The organism is Nocardiopsis sp. iso_40 (assembly GCF_056173285.1).
Map to the genome: position 1 here is coordinate 1,661,697 of NZ_CM149666.1, position 17,764 is coordinate 1,679,460.

Sequence of the window (17,764 nt, forward strand, 5' to 3'; positions counted from 1 at the left end):
CACCGGCTCCAGTAGGCGTCGCTGGCCGGCGGACACCACCGCTGAACAGTCGGACACCACCACCGGGAGGCGACCCATGGCCACGGGCCGCATCCGAGAGGGGAAAGGAACAAGAGCATGCGGCTTGCAGAGATCTTCGAGCGCGTCGTCGGCCCTGGCGCACCGATCCGTTTCACCGCCTACGACGGCAGCACCGCCGGTGACCCGAACAGCGAGGTCACGCTGAACGTGCGGACCCCGGTCGCCGTCAACTACCTGGCCCAGTCGCCCAACGCCGTCGGCCTGACCCGCGCCTACGTCTCCGGCCACCTGGAGCTGGAGGGCGACATGTACACCGCCCTCAGACGGATGGCGGACTTCGTCTTCACCAAGGGCGTCGACGTCTCCGCCCGCGACGTCCTCGAGATCGTCCGCTCGGTCGGCTGGGTCAAGTTCGTGAACAGGGTGGCGCCGCCGCCCCAGGAGATGCGGCCCGGCACCCTGCTCGGCCGGGGGATGCGGCACTCCAAGGAGCGCGACGCCGAGGTCATCCACCACCACTACGACGTGTCCAACGAGTTCTACGAGATGGTCCTCGGGCCGTCGATGACCTACACCTGTGCGGTCTTCGACGAGGAGGACGGCTCCCTGGACCGGGTGGACGCCTTCGACGGGGCCCTGGAGTCCGCGCAGTTCCGCAAGTACGACCTGGTATCCCGCAAGCTGGGCCTGGCGGAGGGCATGCGCCTGCTCGACGTGGGCTGCGGGTGGGGCGGGATGGTGCGCCACGCCGCCCGGGAGTACGGCGTCAAGGCGGTGGGGGTGACCCTCTCCAAGGAGCAGGCCGAGTGGGGCGCCAAGCGGATCGCGCAGGAGGGTCTGACCGACCTGGCCGAGATCCGGTACATGGACTACCGGGACGTGCCCGACGGCAGCTTCGACCGGATCAGCTCGATCGGACTCACCGAGCACATCGGGGCGAGGAACCTGGGCGCCTACTTCGCCTCGCTCAACGACAAGCTGGTGCCGGGCGGACGGCTGCTCAACCACTGCATCACCCGGCCCCGCAACGACCTGAAGCCCATGAACGCCAAGGGCGTCATCAACCGGTACGTGTTCCCCGACGGCGAGTTGGAGGGACCCGGGCAGATCCAGACCGCGATGAACGACGCCGGGTTCGAGATCCGCCACCAGGAGAACCTGCGCGAGCACTACGCCCTGACGCTGCGCCACTGGGGGGCCAACCTGGAACGCAACTGGGACGAGGCCGTCGCGGAGGTCGGGGAGGGCACCGCGCGCGTGTGGCGGCTCTACATGGCCGGGTGCGTCCTGGGCTTCGAGCGCGACGTCGTGCAGCTCCACCAGATCCTGGGGGCCAAGCTCGACGGCACCGACGCCCGTATGCCCCTGCGTCCGGATTTCTGACCGCCGCCTCCCGGACCGGCACGGCGACCGCACGGGGGTGTTCGCGCGACGCGGACACCCCCGCCCGCACGCCCCGGCCTGCACCACACGGCGGCCCCGAGACGGCATCATGGTGCCGACGCGTCCCACGACGCGATCCCTCGCACCGAACCGCCGCACGAACCGCCCGGGCCCTGGGCCCGGGAGTCCGCACCCAGCACCGTGAAGGGACCCCACAGTGTCCTCCGACGACAACGCGCCCCGGGGCGAGCAGACACCCGGGAACGACCTGCCGGACCACGTCAAGGAGACCGCGATCGCTCTGGTGAGCGCCTACGCGGACCACAACCGGGAGGAACTGGACCGGGTCGTCCCCCGGGCGGCGGACGACGTCGACGACGTCCACTCCGAGCTCAAGGTGATCGCGGCCTTCCTCGGCCGTCGGGTCCAGGGGACCGGTGTCGTGTGGAAACCCGCCGACTCCCGCGAAGCGGTGGCCCGCACCGTCGCGGAGATGCTCCCGCCGGAGCTGGAGTTCGCGGTCTCCACCGCATGGGAGGCCCACTCGGTCGGTGAGGAGGAGGCCGCGGAGCGCTTCGCCCAGGGCGACCCCATGGTGTTCGTGCACATGCTCGCCGCCTTCTGCGCCGCCATCGGGCTGGCCGTCTACAAGCGCGCCGAACTCGTCTCCACCCTGCGCCAGGTGTCCGGCCTGAGCGGCTGAGGAACGGCCCCCACCGGACACGCCCTAACGGCTCAGCCACAAGTCGCAGTGGTTTACTTCACAAGACGCCGTTCATTACGTAGGTTTCCTACCAACCCTCAGGGGACCCTCGAAAGGAACGGGAGGCGAGCCGATGGCCCGCAGACGAGCACACAAGTACGTCCCCCTCCCCGCAGCCGCACTGGCACTGGTGCTCGCGGCGACCGCATGCGGCGGCGGGGGCGGCGACGCGTCCGCCGACAGCCTCCAGGTGTGGATCATGGAGGGCACCAACCCGGACGCCACGGCCTTCTTCGACGCGGTCAACGAGACCTTCACCGGACAGACCGGCATCGAGGTCGACGTCGAGTTCGTGCCGTGGGCCGACGCCCAGGACAAGATCTCCACGGCGATCGCGGGCGGTACCACGCCGGACGTCATCGAGCTCGGTACCACCTTCACCCCGGAGTTCGCCGACGCCGGCGCCCTGCACGACCTGTCCGGCTACATCGACGACCCCTCCCGGTTCCAGCAGGAGATGTACGAGATGGGCGTCATCGGCGACGCCGCCTACGGTGTGCCCTGGTACGCCTCCATCCGCTCCATCATCTACCGCAAGGACATCTTCGACGAGCACGGGCACCAGGAGCCGGAGAACTGGGCCGAGCTGCGTCGGACCGCGCTCGACCTCGCCGAGGCGGAGGAGGACATGATCGCCTTCCCGGTGCCCGGATCGGCCCAGTACTCGGTCATGCCGTGGATCTGGGGCGGTGGCGGGGAGGTCGCGGTCCAGCAGGACGACGGAACCTGGACCTCCACCATCAACTCCGAGGAGGGGCGTGCCGGGGTGGAGTTCTTCACCGGCCTGGCCCTGGAGGACGGCCTGTCCACCACGGGCGCGGTCAACTGGAACGAGATCGACGTCATGGAGTCCCTCGCCGACGAGCAGGCCGTCATGGCGATCTCCAACAGTTCCAACCCCAAGGCCATCATCGAGTCCAACCCGGACCTGGAGGACAAGCTCGGCGTCTTCGTGCTGCCCGGCCAGGAGAGCGGCTACACCGACTCCTTCGCCGGCGGGTCACTGCTGTCGGTGTTCGAGGGCACCGGCAACGAGGAGGCCGGCTGGCAGTACGTCGACCTCCTCACCAGCGGCGAGTACTTCGAGCGCTGGGGCCAGGAGAGCGGTTTCTTCCCCGCGGGCGTCGCGGAGATCGAGGCGTACGCGGACTCCGACGACCCGCTGGTGCGGCCGTTCGCGACCCAGCTCCTGGAAGCCGGGCGCAGCACCCCGGCCGTCCCCGCCTGGTCCCGGGTCGAGGCCGAGGGCGTCATCGTCGGCATGCACCAGGACATCCTGAACGGCAACGCCACCGTCGAGGAGGCCACCGACAGCGCGGCCGAGGCCATCGAGCGCATCCTCAACGAGGGCAGTTAGTTGCCCCTCACCGCCCCGGTCCGACCGGCCGAAGGCGGGAGGCGGGCGCCGGTCCTGGGCATGCGCAGGCGGCGCGCCCTCCTGCCCTGGGCCCTGCTCGTCCCCCCGCTCGGGGTCATCGGCCTCCTGCTGCTGTTCCCCATCTTCCGGATCGGGTGGCTGTCCTTCCGGGACTTCAAGCTCCGCAACCTGGTCTCCGGCGAGTCGGACTTCATCGGCCTCGACAACTACGCCGCGCTCCTGACCGACCCGTACCTGTGGCGGGTCGTCCTGGTCAACACCGTCGTGTTCGCCGTGGTCGCGGTGCTCGCCACGGTGGTCCTGGGGACGCTCGTCGCCCTGCTGCTGGCCAACCTCAAACCCGTCACCAGGGTCGTCGTGGTCTCCTGCATCATGGTGGCCTGGGCGATGCCCGCGGTCAGCGGTACCTACGTGTGGATCTGGATCTTCGACGTCGACCAGGGGGTCGTGGCCCAGGCCCTCAAGGCCCTGGGCGTGATCGAACCCGCGGGCTACAACTGGTTCGCCGACCGGTTCTGGTTCTACGCGATCGTCACGCTCAACATCGTGCACAGCGGATTCCCGTTCGTGGCCGTCACGGTCCTGGCCGGACTGCTCACCGTGCCCGGGGAGCTGCACGAGGCGGCGCGGATCGACGGCGCGGGCGCCTGGAAGCGCTTCTGGCACGTCACCTTTCCCACGCTGCGCCCGGTCTTCGCGGTCGTGACGGTGCTGTCGACCATCTGGGACTTCAAGGTGTTCGCGCAGATCTACCTGATGCCCGGCGGTGACGTCGCGGGGTCCCAGATGCTCAACCTGGGCGTGTGGGCCTACGTGCGGTCCTTCGGCCAGAACGACTTCGGTACGGGCTCGGCCATCGCGGCCATGCTCACACTGCTGCTCCTGGGAGTGACCGTCCTGTACCTGCGCGCGATGTTCCGGGAGGACGAGCTGAGATGACCGCGCCGCACCAGCTCCGCAGCACGCCGGCCGTCGGTACACCGGCGTTCCCCCCGCTCCGGGGGCCGTACTCAGCCCGGGTCGGGGACCAGCTTCTCCCGCACCGCCCGCCAGTCCACCGAGGTGAGCGAACGGCGGTCCAGGTCCTCGCGGACCGCGGCCATGGTGCGCAGGTCGTAGTCGCTCAGCGGCCTCCCGTCGTCGTTGTCCCGGTTGACCAGGCTGTCGACGTACACGTGGAGCCGTCGGCCGCTGGCGTCCCGCAGGGCGTGCCGGACCGCGCTGTCGCGGAACCGGGCGTCGTGCGGGATCCAGGCGGTGATGACCTCGGTGGGGGAGGGCGCGGCAGGGTCGTTCACGCTCTCCACCGCCCGTTCCCGTTCCGCACCCGTCCGATCGAGGAGGATTTTAGGGCATGTCCGGTGGGGGCGCGCCCCGCCGCCCGCTGCTCCGGCGGCGGCGGGGCCGCTCTCCCGAACCGGGTCCCGACGGCCGCCGGGGAGCCCCGCACGGCCCCGGGGGCAGCCCCTTCGCCCACGAGGAGGTCCGTTGGACACGCACACCGCTGAGAGGGCCCCCGACCTGACCGGGGCCGAGTGGCGGGCACGGCTTCGCGCCTCCCGGCGCCGGGGCGGCAGGCTCCGGGCGGGCCGCCTCCTGGGCAAGGCCGCCGGGGTCGGCGCGATCCTGTTCTTCACCCTCTTCCCGGTCTACTTCATGCTGGTCAGCGCCTTCTCGTCCAGCACGACCTCCGGTGGCGGGGCGCTGCTGCCGACCGCGCCCACCCTCGACAACTTCGTGTACGTCATGACCGAGGGCAACTTCGGGCTGTACCTGCGCAACTCGCTGACGGTCGCCGGGATCACGGTGGCCTTCGCGTGCGTGCTGTCGATGCTGGCGGCCGTGGCGGTGGCGCGCTTCCGCTTCAGGTTCCGCACCGCGGTGCTGGTGATGATCCTCGTCGTGCAGATGGTGCCCCTGGAGGCGCTGGTCATCCCGCTGTTCATCCAGGTGCGCGACCTCCAGCTGCTCAACACCGTGCTGGGCCTGAGCATCGTCTACGTGGCGCTGTCCCTGCCGTTGGCGATCTGGATGATGCGCGGCTTCGTGGCGGCGGTCCCCAGGGAGGTGGAGGAGGCCGCCTACATCGACGGCGCCTCCTGGCCGCAGATGTTCTGGAGGGTGCTGTTCCCGCTGGTGGCCCCGGGCCTGGTGGCCACGGCGATCTTCTCGTTCATCGTGGCGTGGAACGAGTTCGTGCTGGCGCTGACCTTCATGACCCAGAGCGAGAACTACACGGTCGCGGTGGGCCTGCGCCAGTTCTTCGGCCAGTACGCCAACGACTGGGGCCACGTCATGGCGGCCTCCACGATCATCACCATCCCCGTGATGGTGTTCTTCGTCCTGGTCCAGCGCTGGCTGGTGGCCGGGCTCTCCCAGGGCGCGGTCAAGGGTTAGCCCCGGCGGCGCGGCGGAGGTGGCCGACCCGCGGGTCGGCCACCTCCTGCCCGGCCGGGACCGTCCGGGCCCGGGGCGCGCCCGGGTCCGGACCGGGGCCTAGGAGTTGCGCAGCTCGCGCTTGAGGATCTTTCCGGTGGAGGTCATCGGCAGCTCGGTGCGGAACTCGATCTCACGCGGGTACTTGTACGCCGCCAGCCGCTCCCGGGCGAACGAGCTGATGTCCTCGGCGGTGGCCTCGACGCCGTCCTTGAGGATCACGAACGCCTTGATCTCCTCGCCGTGGGTGTCGTGGGGGACGCCCACAACGGCGGCCAGGCTGACCGCCTCGTGGGTCATCAGGACCTCCTCGACCTCACGCGGGTAGACGTTGTAGCCGCCGCGGATGATCATGTCCTTGGAGCGGTCGATGATGAAGTAGAAGCCGTCGTCGTCGCGGCGGGCGATGTCGCCGGTGCGGAACCAGCCGTCCTTGAGGACCTCGGCGTTGACCTCGGGGCGGTTGTGGTAGCCCTTCATGATCAGGTGGCCGCGGATCGCGATCTCGCCGACGGGGTCCCCGTCGCCCTCCTTGACGACCTCGTTCCACTCCGGGTCGATCAGCTTCATCTCGACCCCCCAGACCGGGCGGCCGATGGAGCCGGTCTTGGCTCCGGTGGCGGGGTTGTTGAAGGAGGCGACGGGAGAGGTCTCGGACAGGCCGTAGCCCTCCTTGATGCCCACGCCGAAGAGCTTGGTGAAGTCCTCGGCGAGCTGGCCGGGCAGGGCCGAACCGCCGGAGACGGCGTCGACGACGTTGCCCGCGATGCTCTCCAGGTCGTACTTGCCGGGCTCGGCGTTCTGGGCGGCGTTGAGCAGGCCCCAGTACATGGTGGGCACGCCCGCGAAGCCGGTGACGCCCTCCTTCTGCATGAGTTCCAGGGCCTGGTCGCCGTCGAAGCGCGGCATGAGGACCATGGTGGCGTGGCGGTACAGGGCGGCGTTGAGCATCACCGTCTGGCCGAAGATGTGGAACAGCGGCAGGACGGTCAGCGCGACGTCACGGCCGCTCGGGTGCGGGTTGACCAGGCTGGAGGCCACGACGGCGTTCATCATCAGGTTGTTGTGGCTCAGCTCGGCGCCCTTGGGCTTACCGGTCGTGCCGCTGGTGTAGATGATGACCGCGGTGTCGTCGGCGCTCGACTGCACGGTCTCGAAGGTGCCCGGCTGGCCGTCGAGGGCGGCCCACAGGGTCTGGGCGCCCTCGATCGTGGACTCGGTGGCCCCGGCCGTGGCGGGCATGTCCACGAAGGTCTCACAGGTGTCCACCTGGTTGAAGGCCTCGTAGGCGCGCTGCCCCAGCGGGAGTTCGGGGCTGCCGGTGAAGGCGAAGAGGGCCTTCGCGCCGGAGTCCTCCAGGTGGTAGGCGATCTCGCGCGGGGTCAGCAGCACGTTCAGCGGAACGACCACGGCGCCCGCCTTGAGCGCGCCGAAGTACACGAACGGGAAGTACGGCAGGTTGGGGCTGGCCAGGGCGACCCGGTCGCCGGGCCGGATACCCCTGGAGACCAGCAGGTTCGCGACCTGGTTGGCGATCATGTCGGTGATCGCGTAGTTGAGCCGGGTCTCGCCGAAGACCAGGCACTCCTTCTCGGGTACGGATCGGGCGCCGTCTTCGAGAAGCACGGACAGGTTGAACATGGGGGCCTCCCGCAGGCAAGTGAATCCAGACAGGCGAAACGAACCAGGTGTGACCTGGGCCGCGTGTTCTGCGCCACTTTTACGGCAGAGTAACAAACCAGGCGGTCGGTGTGCAGAGGCAAGGGGCCCGTAAAATCACCGGCATTTTCGTCACCCTCCGTGACAGGAGTCGGCTCCGGCCCGTGGAAAAGCGGTCCTCCACCGGGTGTCGCAGCCGCTAACCTGAAGGCGACACACCCAGACCCGGCTAAGGAAATTTCAGCGATGACAGCGGTAGACGGCGACCAGACGACGGGCGACACCTACGACGCCCACGCCCTCCAGGACAAGTGGCAGGCGCGCTGGGCCGCCGAACTCCCGTTCGAGGCCAACGAGGACCCGGCGGACGACCGGCCCCGTTCCTACATCGTCGACATGTTCTCCTACCCCTCCGGCGACCTGCACATGGGCCACGCCGAGGCCTACGCCATCGGGGACGTGATCGGCCGCTACCGCTTCCAGCGCGGTGACAACGTCCTGCACCCGGTCGGCTGGGACTCCTTCGGGCTGCCCGCCGAGAACGCGGCCATCAAGAACGACACGCACCCGCACGCGTGGACCTACGCCAACATCGAGACGCAGGCCGCCTCGATGCGCCGCTACGGCCTGGCCCTGGACTGGTCGCACCGCCTGCACACCAGCGACCCCGAGTACTACAGGTGGAACCAGTGGCTGTTCACCCGCTTCTTCGAGCGCGGACTGGCCTACCGCAAGGACGGCCTGGTCAACTGGTGCCCCCAGGACCAGACCGTGCTGGCCAACGAACAGGTCGTGCAGGGCAGGTGTGAGCGCTGCGGCGCGGACGTCGAGCGCCGCGCCCTGAACCAGTGGTACTTCAAGATCACCGACTACGCCCAGCGCCTGCTGGACGACATGGACCAGCTGGACGGCGGCCGCTGGCCGGACGAGATCCTGGCCATGCAGCGCAACTGGATCGGCCGCTCCACCGGTGCGGACGTGCACTTCGAGATCGAGGGCCGCGACCGCCCGGTCACCGTCTACACGACACGCCCCGACACCCTGTACGGGGCCACCTTCTTCGTGGTGGCCGCCGACGCGGACCTGGCCGACGAGCTGTGCGCGCCCGAACAGCGCGAGGCCTTCGAGGCCTACCGCACCGACGTCGCCAAGCTGTCCGACATCGAGCGCCAGACCACCGAGCGCCCCAAGACCGGCGTGTTCCTGGGCCGGTACGCGGTCAACCCCGTCAACGGCGAGCGCATGCCCGTCTGGGCCGCCGACTACGTCCTGGCCGGGTACGGCCACGGCGCCATCATGGCGGTGCCCGCCCACGACCAGCGCGACCTGGACTTCGCCCTGGCCTTCGACCTTCCGGTCCGGGTCGTGGTGGAGACCGGCGAGCCCGACCCCGCCGAGACCGGCGTCGCCACCGCGGGCGAGGGCACCCTGCGCGACTCCGGCCCGCTGGACGGCCTGTCCAAGACCGAGGCCATCGAACGCATCATCGGCATCCTGGGTGAGCGCGGTACCGGTGAGGCCACGGTCAACTACCGCCTGCGCGACTGGCTGCTGTCCCGCCAGCGCTACTGGGGCACCCCGATCCCGATCATCCACTGCCCCTCCTGCGGCGAGGTGCCCGTCCCCGACGACCAGCTGCCGGTCACCCTGCCCGACCTCAAGGGCGCCGAACTGGCGCCCAAGGGCATCTCGCCGCTGGCCGCGGCCGAGGACTGGGTCCGCGTCGACTGCCCCTCCTGCGGCGGGCCGGCCGAACGCGACACCGACACCATGGACACCTTCGTGGACTCGTCCTGGTACTTCCTGCGCTACGTCTCCGCCCACCTGGACACCGCCCCCTTCGACACCGAAGAGGTCAACAAGTGGGGCCCCGTCGACCACTACATCGGCGGAAAGGAGCACGCGACCCTGCACCTGCTGTACGCGCGCTTCTTCACCAAGGTCCTGTACGACATGGGCATGCTGAACTTCACCGAGCCCTTCCGCCGCCTGACCAACCAGGGCCAGGTCATCAACGAGGGCCGGGCGATGTCCAAGTCCCTGGGCAACGGCGTCGACCTGGGCCGGGAGATCGACCTCTACGGCGTCGACGCGGTCCGCCTGACCATGCTGTTCGCCTCCCCGCCGGAGGAGGACGTCGACTGGGCGGACGTGTCCGTGGTCGCCGCGCAGAAGTTCCTCAACCGCGCCTACCGGGTGATGAACGAGGCCGGTGCGGCCAGCGCCCCCGGCGCCGACCCGGCCGCCGGGGACACCGAACTGCGCCGCGTCACCCACCGCAGCATCGAGCAGATCACCGCTCTGGTCGAGGACAAGCGCTTCAACGTCGCCATCGCCCGCTGCATGGAGTTGGTCTCGGCCGTGCGCAAGGCCATCGACTCCGGTCCCGGCGCCGCCGACCCGGCCGTCCGCGAGGCCGCCGAGTTCGTGGCCGTCGCCCTGTCGCTGTTCGCGCCCTACGTGGCGGAGGAGGGCTGGGAGAAGCTGGGCCACACCGGCAGCGTCGCCGTCGGGAACTGGCCCCAGGCCGACCCCGCGCTGCTGGTCCAGGAGTCCGTGACCTGCGTGGTCCAGGTCCAGAGCAAGGTCCGCGACAAGCTGTCCGTGGCCCCCGACATCGACCCCGCCGAGCTGGAGCGCCTTGCCCTGGCCTCGGAGAAGGCCCAGAGCTTCATCGGGGACAAGACGGTCCGCAAGGTCGTCGTCCGGGCGCCCAAGCTGGTGAACATCGTCGTCGGCTGACACCTCTCGCGGGGCGGTGGTCGCGACAGCGGCCGCCGCCCCCTACCGTTGGCGTGACAACTGACTGGGAGGCGGTGGCCGGGTGGGCTCTGCGACGGGTGGACTCCGACCCTGGGTGCGGGCTGTGATCATCGGTACGGGCGCGGCGGCGGTCTCCGCCGCCGCGGTGGCGGGAGGACTCCGGTTCGCCGGGGACGACCCCGACCGGCCACGGGGCGGCGACGCCCACACCGCGGCGCCCGAGTGCGGTGCGGTCCCCGAGGAAGCGGTCGCCCGGGCCCTTCCCGAGGCCGTCCTGGAGTCGGCCGGAAACGGTCCCCTGCCGGGCGGCGAGAGCACGGTGTGCGTGTGGACCTCGGCCGGGCGGACCGACGGGGGGCAGGGCGTCCTGCGCGTCAACCTGTCCGCCCGCTTCACCGACGCCTCCGCCGAACCCGTCGTCACCGGCGAGGAGTCGGCCTCCCGTGCGCAGGCGGCCGCGGTCCCCCCGCGCGGCGAAGAGGTCGTCCTGGGAGCCGGGACCGAGGGCCAGGTGTGGCGCGGACAGGTCCCGGGCACCGCCGAACTCGCCTTCCGCACCGACAACCTCCTCGTCCGCGTCTCCTACAGCGGGGTCGGCGACGGTGACCCCGTCCCCTTCGAGGAGGCACGCGAGACCACCGTGGCCTTCGCCGACCTGCTCGGGGAGGCGCTGTGAGCGCGGCCCTTCCCGGCGGCCCCGCCCCCGAGGACCCCGGGGCCGTCCCGCCGCAGAGCCGGGGCCTGGCCATCGCGCTCCTCGCCGTCCTCGTCCTGGCCGTGCTGGGCCTCGCCGGCTGGCTCGGCTGGTACCTCCTGCACAACGGTGTGGAGGAAGGCGACTTCGAGGCGGCACCCGAGTGCGAGATCGGGGAGACGGAGGTCCTGGCTGAACTCGTGCCCGGCTACGAGACCGAGATCGAGGAGACCGTCGGCACCGTCCAGGACTCCTTCGGGACGGGCTGGCAGTGCCGGTGGGCCACACCCGAGGGGGCGGGGGAGTCCGTTCCGGCCGCCGCCACCCTCGTCCTGATCGCCGCACCGGTCGAGGGCGGCGAGGAGACCGCCTCGGAGACCATGAGCGCCACCGCGGAGCGCAGCGGTCCCCAGCCGGTCCAGGGCCTGGGCGACGAGGCCCTCACCTGGGTCGAGGAGGGCGCCTTCGAGGTCGGATGCGTGGCGGTGCGGGTCTCCAACCTGTACCTGGAGTCCTGCTACACGGCCGCCACCGACTACGACGCCGTCGACTCGGTCGACGGCGACCTCGCCGCGGAGGAGGCCGAACGCCTCGCGCGCGCCGTCGTCGACCAACTGCCCGAACCCGAATGAGGCGCGCCCGCCCTCCGGGGCGGGCTCCCGCCGGGCACGGCCGACCGCGTCCGGCGCGGTCCCCCGACGGAGGGGAGCGGTCTACAGACCGTTGAGGAACTCCTCGACCACCGGGGCGACCTCGGATGAGAAGGGCCGGTCGGCGTCGGGCGCCGCGGCCCCCGGCGAGTCGTCGTACTCGCGCAGGACGTGGTCGACCCCGGGCAGGTCCACCCGCTCGGCGTCGCTCAGACCGGTCATGAGCCGGTCCACCTCCTCACCGGCCACCTGGGCGTCCTCCTCACCCCACAGAACCAGGACCGGAGTCCGGGACGGCAGGTCCGAGGCCAGCTCCACCGGGTCGAAGGAGTCGATCCAGGCGAGGTAGCCCTCGTTCTCCGGGCTGAACAGACCTGTGGCGTCCCCCGGGGGCAGTTCCCGGCCGCCGCGGATCGCCGCCCGGGCCGCCCGGGTGTCGGAGAGCATCTGGACGGCCCCCGCCGTGCCCACCGCGCCACGGGCCTCACCGGTACGGACTTGTTCGGTCAGCTGCCGGTCGATGAGGTCGAGCATGCGGGTGCCGGGCGGGGCGGCCAGCACGAGGGCGGGTTCGGCGTCGAGGACCTCGTGGGCGCGCAGGGCGAACAGGGCGCCCTCGCTGTGGCCCAGGACGACGGTGCGCTCGGGGTCCACCTCGGGCTGGGCGAGCAGTTCCTCGTAGGCAGCCGCCATCTGCTGGTCGTAGACCAGCGGGTCCACCGGGCGTTCCAGGGCCTCCAGCTCCGCCTCGTCCATGTCGGCGGGGTCTCCGCTGCCGAACTTGTCGTAGCGCAGGGAGGCCGCGCCCGCTCCGCTCAGCACCCGGGCGAGGTTGAGGTTGGTGTCGGCTTCGGGACGGGTCTGACTGTTGCCGTCCCGGTCGGTGGGGCCGCTGCCGGAGATGAGGAGCACACCGGGGACGGCCTCGTCACCGGTGTGGGCGGGAGCGGTGAAGGTGCCGGGCACGGTGAACCCGCCCCCGTGGAAGGAGACCTCCCGCTCGTGCCCGACCGCGCCGGGCAGGGCCGGACCGGCGTCGTCGGCGGGGGTGCAGGAGGTGGCGATCAGGGCACCGGTGACCAGAACCGCGGTCATCGCGGTGCGGGGGCGGCCGGTGCGCCGGGAGAGTGCGGGGGCGGAAGCAGGTGTCGACACGCCCTCAGCGTATCGGCCCGCTGGCCGCCCCCGACGTGGCCGGGAGCCGGGAGGGATCAGACCCGGCGCATGACCGTGACGACCTTGCCGAGGACGGTGGCCTCGTCGCCCCTGATGGGCTCGTAGGCGTCGTTGCGCGGCATCAGCCAGACGTGCCCGTCCGGTTCGCGGTGCAGCACCTTCACGGTCGCCTCGTCGTCCAGCAGCGCCGCGACGATGTCCCCGTTCTCGGCGTCCTGCTGTTGCCGGATCACCACCAGGTCGCCGTCGGTGATGGCGGCGTCGATCATCGAGTCGCCGACCACGGTGAGCATGAACAGCTGGCCCTCGCCGACCAGTTGGCGGGGCAGGGCGAGGATGTCCTCGACCGCCTCCTCCGCCAGGATCGGGCCGCCGGCGGCGATCCGTCCGACCAGCGGGACCGAGGCGGCCCGGGCTGGGCCGGCGGTGAGCTCCTCCGCAGGCACGGTCTGCGCGGAATCACGGCCCGGCGTGCGCAGCTCCACCGCGCGCGGTCGGTTCTGGTCGCGGTACAGGTAGCCCTTGCGCTGGAGCACCTTGAGCTGGTGCGCCACGCTGGACGGGCTGGACAGGCCGACCGAGTCGCCGATCTCCCGGATGGAGGGCGGGTAACCGTGGTCCCGGACGTACCGCTGGATGCAGTGCAGGACACTCTGCTGGCGTGCGGTGAGTTTGGGGGCTTCGGGCGTGGCAGTACCCGTGTCACCCACAGGTGAAAGAACGGTGGTGGGTCCGGAGCCCACGGCTCCGGGATTCTCCTCCGGCACGGCCGGGCCTCCTCGGCGTTCGGTTCGGTCAGGGCCTGATCGTCTGGCCAGTACCGGCCCGCGACCGCGCCGACCTGGTGGTCCACGTGACGGCGAAACCGGCGTGAAATCAAGGTCAACATTAGTCGTTGCACACGGTGATATCAAACAAGCGTTCGAGGACGTGTGGATATCTCATTGTGTTTTCACGACCCGTTTCTGATGGCCTTCGCTTATGTGTGTACACGTGTTCACCCGTCGTTGTCCCCCGAATGCTGGAAGAGGTTCGCGGAACCGGTCCGGGCGGGCCGCTCCGGGTATGGGGTTCGTCTCGTGTCCGCGGCGGCATCCACCCCCGACACCAGGTGGGACCGGTGCCGGGGGAGCCCGTGCCGCACCGGGGCGTGGCGTCGGGGAACCTCCTGCTCCGACGCCCCTATCCTTGGGGTCTGCGCCCAGTGCCGCCCCTTCCGCCCCGCCCGCGCCGGGAACCCGTGGGCCGCCCCGCCGTCCGGAAGCGGCCCCTTTGCCGGACACGCCGTCGCCAAGGTTGCGGGCATTCCGGCAGGCCTCTACGTTCGACCACAACATCTGGTGTCGCCCAGGGGGCCGTGGTCCAGAAATTGTGGTTAAGTAGACCTTGAGGGTTGTTGGTCGGGTAGAGGGAAGCCAGGTGAACCGGGATGCACTGTCCGTTCTGTCGCCATCCGGACACCCGGGTGATCGACAGCAGGTCCACCGATGACGGTGCGGCCATCCGCCGCCGCCGGTCCTGCCCCGTCTGCGAACGCCGATTCACCACCCAGGAGACCGTCCTGCTGATGGTGGCCAAGCGTTCCGGGGTGACCGAACCCTTCAGCCGCACCAAGATCATCGCCGGGGTGCGCCGGGCCTGCCAGGGCCGTCCCGTCTCCGAGGACGCCCTCGCCAAACTCGGCCAGCAGGTCGAGGAGGAGATCCGCGGCAGAGGGGTGGCCGAGGTTCCGGCCCACGAGATCGGCCTGGCCATCCTCGGGCCGATGCGGGACCTGGACGAGGTCGCCTACCTGCACTTCGCCAGCGTCTACCGTGGCTTCGAGAGCCTGGCCGACTTCGAGGCCGAGATCGCGAGCCTGCGCAGGGACCGCGAGGACGAGGACGACTCGCGGGCGGCCAGGCCCACGGCCGACACCGCCCCCTGACGGACCGGACGTTCACCGAACCCTCCGGGACCGCAGCGACAGCAAGGACACCCGCGCGGTCACCACAGGTCCGCGCACGAACAGCACTTCGGGGAGTCGCCGCCATGACGCAAACCACGAGCGGTCCCGCGGGACGCAAGGGAAAGGGCCCGCGCAAGGGCCTGAAGCTGAAGCGGGTCTTCACGACCGCGGACACGCACCCCTACGACACCCTCGAATGGGAACGCCGCGACGTCGTCATGACCAACTGGCGTGACGGCACCGTCAACTTCGAGCAGCGCGGTGTCGAGTTCCCCGCCTCCTGGTCGGTGAACGCCACCCAGATCGTGGCCAGCAAGTACTTCCGCGGCGCCGTCGGCACCCCCGAGCGCGAGTGGAGCCTCAAGCAGCTCATCGACCGCGTCGTCGGCGTCTACACCGAGACCGGTCGCGCCCACGGCTACTTCGCCTCCGAGGAGGACGCCGAGGTCTTCGACCACGAACTGAAGTACGCCCTGGCCCACCAGTTCTTCAGCTTCAACTCACCGGTCTGGTTCAACGTCGGAACCTCGGCCAGGGCCCAGGTCAGCGCGTGTTTCATCCTCTCCGTCGACGACAGCATGGAGTCGATCCTCGACTGGTACAAGGAGGAGGGGCTCATCTTCAAGGGTGGCTCCGGCGCGGGTGTGAACCTGTCCCGCATCCGCTCCTCCAAGGAGCTGCTCTCCTCCGGCGGCAACGCCTCCGGGCCCGTCTCCTTCATGCGCGGAGCCGACGCCTCGGCCGGGACCATCAAGTCCGGCGGCGCCACCCGCCGGGCGGCCAAGATGGTCGTGCTGGACGTCGACCACCCCGACATCGAGGACTTCGTCGAGACCAAGTCCCGTGAGGAGCACAAGATCCGTGCCCTGCGCGACGCCGGTTTCGACGTGGACCTCGGCGGCGACGACATGTTCAGCGTCCAGTACCAGAACGCCAACAACTCCGTCCGGGTCTCCGACGCCTTCATGCGCGCCGTCGAGACCGGCTCCGAGTTCGGCCTGACCTCCCGCACCACCGGCGAGGTCATCGCCACCGTCGACGCCAAGGACCTCTTCCACCGCATGGCCAGGGCCGCCTGGGAGTGCGCGGACCCGGGCATCCAGTACGACGGTGCCATCCAGGACTGGCACACCAACCCCGAAACCGGACGAATCAGCGCAAGTAACCCATGCAGTGAATATCTGTCCCTGGACGACTCCTCCTGCAACCTCGCCTCGATCAACCTGCTGAAGTTCCTGCGCGAGGACGACACCTTCGACGTCGAGAACTTCACCAGGCTCACCGAGCTGGTCATCACGGCGATGGACATCTCCATCACCTTCGCCGACTTCCCGACCGAGAGCATCGGCGAGACCACCCGCGCCTACCGCCAGCTGGGTATCGGCTACGCGAACCTGGGCGCCCTGCTCATGGCCACCGGCCACGCCTACGACTCCGACGGGGGCCGTGCGGTCGCCGCCGCGGTCACCTCGCTGATGACCGGTACCGCCTACCGCCGCAGCGCCGAACTGGCCGGGGTCGTCGGTCCCTACGAGGGGTACGGGCGCAACGAGAAGGCCCACAAGCGCGTGATGCGCAAGCACGCCGCGGCCAACGACGACCTGCGTACCGTCGGCGCCCTGGAGAAGCCGATCCACGCCGCCGCCACCGTCGAGTGGGCCGAGTGCCTCAAGGCCGGTGAGCGCCACGGCTGGCGCAACGCCCAGGCCAGCCTCCTCGCGCCCACGGGGACGATCGGCTTCATGCTCGACTGCGACACCACCGGGATCGAACCGGACTTCTCGCTGGTCAAGTACAAGAAGCTGGTCGGCGGCGGATCCATGCAGATCGTCAACCGGGCCATCCCGCGGGCACTGGGCAACCTGGGCTACCAGGACGAGCAGATCGAGGCGATCGTCGAGTACGTCGCGGAGAACGGGCACGTCGAGGACGCACCGACCCTGCGGCCCGAACACTACGAGGTGTTCGACTGCGCGATGGGGCGCCGCTACATCCAGCCCATGGGCCACGTGCGCATGATGGCCGCCGTGCAGCCCTTCCTGTCCGGGGCCATCTCCAAGACGGTGAACGTGCCCGAGGAGGCCACGGTCGCCGACTTCGAGCACATCTACCACGAGGGCTGGCGCCTGGGCCTCAAGGCCCTGGCCGTCTACCGCGACAACTGCAAGGTCGGCCAGCCGCTGTCCACCGGCAGGACCGAGAGCGCGGCCGAGGAGGCGCCCGCGGCCGCCCAGGCGGCCCGTCCGGTCCGGCGCCGCCTGCCCAAGAAGCGCCCGAGCGAGACCACCTCGTTCTCCGTGGGCGGCGCCGAGGGCTACATCACCGCAGGGTCCTACCCGGACGACGGCCTCGGCGAGGTCTTCCTGAAGCTCGGCAAGCAGGGTTCGACCCTGGCCGGGGTCATGGACGCCTTCTCCATCGCGATCTCCATCGCCCTCCAGTACGGGGTGCCGCTGGAGACCTACGTGGAGAAGTTCACCAACATGCGCTTCGACCCGGCGGGGATGACCGACGACCCGGACATCCGGATGGCCCAGTCCGTGGTCGACTACATCTTCCGCCGACTGGCCCTGGACCACCTGCCCTACGAGGAGCGGGCCGCTCTGGGGGTGCTGTCCGCCTCCGAGCGCGAGGCCAGGCTGAACGGGGAGGACCCGGCCCAGCTCGCCGCCCAGGTCGAGTCGTACGCACAGTCCGCGGTCTCCGCCGAACCGGCTCCGGACGCCGCCCCGCGCCGGGAGCGGAGCGAACCCGCCGCCGAGGCGCCGCGGGCCGAGGGCTTCATGGCCGACGCCCCGCTGTGCACCACCTGCGGCACCAGGATGCGGCCCGCCGGCAGCTGCTACGCCTGCGAGGGCTGCGGCGCCACCAGCGGCTGCAGCTGAGGCGTCCC

Annotated in this window: 14 protein-coding genes; 10 read left to right on the forward strand and 4 right to left on the reverse strand. The window is 70.3% G+C overall.

Features of this window, described 5'->3' with window-relative positions:
* The first annotated feature begins 117 nt into the window (after positions 1–117).
* The 4 genes from AC0VYD_RS07310 (at position 118) to AC0VYD_RS07325 (ending at position 4,484) form a co-directional block, all read left to right on the forward strand.
* On the forward strand, positions 118–1,404 hold the full coding sequence (locus AC0VYD_RS07310) for a class I SAM-dependent methyltransferase (RefSeq protein WP_475479174.1): 1,287 nt from the start codon (positions 118–120) through the stop codon (positions 1,402–1,404).
* A gap of 217 nt (positions 1,405–1,621) precedes the next feature.
* A complete protein-coding gene (locus AC0VYD_RS07315) occupies positions 1,622–2,107 on the forward strand; it encodes a hypothetical protein (protein ID WP_475479175.1) in 486 nt (161 codons plus the stop codon).
* Positions 2,108–2,240: 133 nt separating this feature from the next.
* The gene (locus AC0VYD_RS07320) at positions 2,241–3,524 is read left to right on the forward strand and encodes a sugar ABC transporter substrate-binding protein (protein WP_475479176.1); all 1,284 of its coding nucleotides are present in this window, start codon (positions 2,241–2,243) and stop codon (positions 3,522–3,524) included.
* A gap of 60 nt (positions 3,525–3,584) precedes the next feature.
* Complete coding sequence (locus tag AC0VYD_RS07325; RefSeq protein WP_475480212.1) at positions 3,585–4,484, forward strand: carbohydrate ABC transporter permease; 900 nt, start codon at positions 3,585–3,587, stop codon at positions 4,482–4,484.
* 71 nt (positions 4,485–4,555) lie between these two features.
* Here AC0VYD_RS07325 and AC0VYD_RS07330 read toward each other — a convergent pair whose 3' ends face one another.
* Positions 4,556–4,843 (reverse strand): hypothetical protein, encoded by a 288-nt coding sequence (locus AC0VYD_RS07330; RefSeq protein WP_475479177.1) that lies wholly within the window; start codon positions 4,841–4,843, stop codon positions 4,556–4,558.
* Between the two features lie 190 nt (positions 4,844–5,033).
* Between AC0VYD_RS07330 and AC0VYD_RS07335 the strand changes: the two genes are divergently transcribed.
* A complete protein-coding gene (locus tag AC0VYD_RS07335; protein ID WP_475479178.1) occupies positions 5,034–5,942 on the forward strand; it encodes a carbohydrate ABC transporter permease in 909 nt (302 codons plus the stop codon).
* Between the two features lie 99 nt (positions 5,943–6,041).
* On the opposite strand, the gene AC0VYD_RS07340 is transcribed toward AC0VYD_RS07335, so the two are convergent.
* The gene (locus AC0VYD_RS07340; RefSeq protein WP_475479179.1) at positions 6,042–7,622 is read right to left on the reverse strand and encodes a long-chain-fatty-acid--CoA ligase; all 1,581 of its coding nucleotides are present in this window, start codon (positions 7,620–7,622) and stop codon (positions 6,042–6,044) included.
* A gap of 264 nt (positions 7,623–7,886) precedes the next feature.
* Here AC0VYD_RS07340 and leuS point away from each other — a divergent pair, with 264 nt between their 5' ends.
* The 3 genes from leuS (at position 7,887) to AC0VYD_RS07355 (ending at position 11,729) form a co-directional block, all read left to right on the forward strand.
* Entirely contained in the window at positions 7,887–10,382 is a 2,496-nt protein-coding gene (gene leuS, locus AC0VYD_RS07345; protein WP_475479180.1) for a leucine--tRNA ligase, read from the forward strand.
* 124 nt (positions 10,383–10,506) lie between these two features.
* The gene (locus AC0VYD_RS07350; protein ID WP_475479181.1) at positions 10,507–11,079 is read left to right on the forward strand and encodes a hypothetical protein; all 573 of its coding nucleotides are present in this window, start codon (positions 10,507–10,509) and stop codon (positions 11,077–11,079) included.
* On the forward strand, positions 11,076–11,729 hold the full coding sequence (locus tag AC0VYD_RS07355) for a hypothetical protein (RefSeq protein WP_475479182.1): 654 nt from the start codon (positions 11,076–11,078) through the stop codon (positions 11,727–11,729). The genes AC0VYD_RS07350 and AC0VYD_RS07355 overlap by 4 nt, the downstream gene beginning before the upstream one ends.
* An 81-nt stretch (positions 11,730–11,810) precedes the next feature.
* On the opposite strand, the gene AC0VYD_RS07360 is transcribed toward AC0VYD_RS07355, so the two are convergent.
* Both AC0VYD_RS07360 and lexA read right to left on the reverse strand, forming a co-directional pair.
* Positions 11,811–12,902 (reverse strand): alpha/beta hydrolase family protein, encoded by a 1,092-nt coding sequence (locus AC0VYD_RS07360; protein WP_475479183.1) that lies wholly within the window; start codon positions 12,900–12,902, stop codon positions 11,811–11,813.
* Positions 12,903–12,958: 56 nt separating this feature from the next.
* Positions 12,959–13,666 carry a transcriptional repressor LexA gene (gene lexA, locus AC0VYD_RS07365; protein WP_475480213.1) on the reverse strand — a complete coding sequence of 236 codons (708 nt, stop codon included), beginning with the start codon at positions 13,664–13,666 and terminating at the stop codon, positions 12,959–12,961.
* A gap of 686 nt (positions 13,667–14,352) precedes the next feature.
* Between lexA and nrdR the strand changes: the two genes are divergently transcribed.
* Positions 14,353–14,850: a transcriptional regulator NrdR gene (gene nrdR, locus AC0VYD_RS07370; RefSeq protein WP_473040861.1), complete on the forward strand. Its 498-nt coding sequence runs from the start codon at positions 14,353–14,355 to the stop codon at positions 14,848–14,850.
* Positions 14,851–14,954: 104 nt separating this feature from the next.
* Complete coding sequence (locus AC0VYD_RS07375; RefSeq protein ID WP_475479184.1) at positions 14,955–17,756, forward strand: vitamin B12-dependent ribonucleotide reductase; 2,802 nt, start codon at positions 14,955–14,957, stop codon at positions 17,754–17,756.
* Positions 17,757–17,764 lie beyond the last annotated feature (8 nt).

Excerpts from the sequence above, each read along its gene's own strand:
- AC0VYD_RS07310 (WP_475479174.1), top strand. The coding sequence starts at position 118 with ATGCGGCTTGCAGAGATCTTCGAGCGCGTCGTCGGCCCTGGCGCACCG.
- AC0VYD_RS07320 (WP_475479176.1), top strand. The coding sequence starts at position 2,241 with ATGGCCCGCAGACGAGCACACAAGTACGTCCCCCTCCCCGCAGCCGCA.
- AC0VYD_RS07325 (WP_475480212.1), top strand. The coding sequence starts at position 3,585 with ATGCGCAGGCGGCGCGCCCTCCTGCCCTGGGCCCTGCTCGTCCCCCCG.
- AC0VYD_RS07340 (WP_475479179.1), bottom strand. The coding sequence starts at position 7,622 with ATGTTCAACCTGTCCGTGCTTCTCGAAGACGGCGCCCGATCCGTACCC.
- leuS (WP_475479180.1), top strand. The coding sequence starts at position 7,887 with ATGACAGCGGTAGACGGCGACCAGACGACGGGCGACACCTACGACGCC.
- nrdR (WP_473040861.1), top strand. The coding sequence starts at position 14,353 with ATGCACTGTCCGTTCTGTCGCCATCCGGACACCCGGGTGATCGACAGC.
- AC0VYD_RS07375 (WP_475479184.1), top strand. The coding sequence starts at position 14,955 with ATGACGCAAACCACGAGCGGTCCCGCGGGACGCAAGGGAAAGGGCCCG.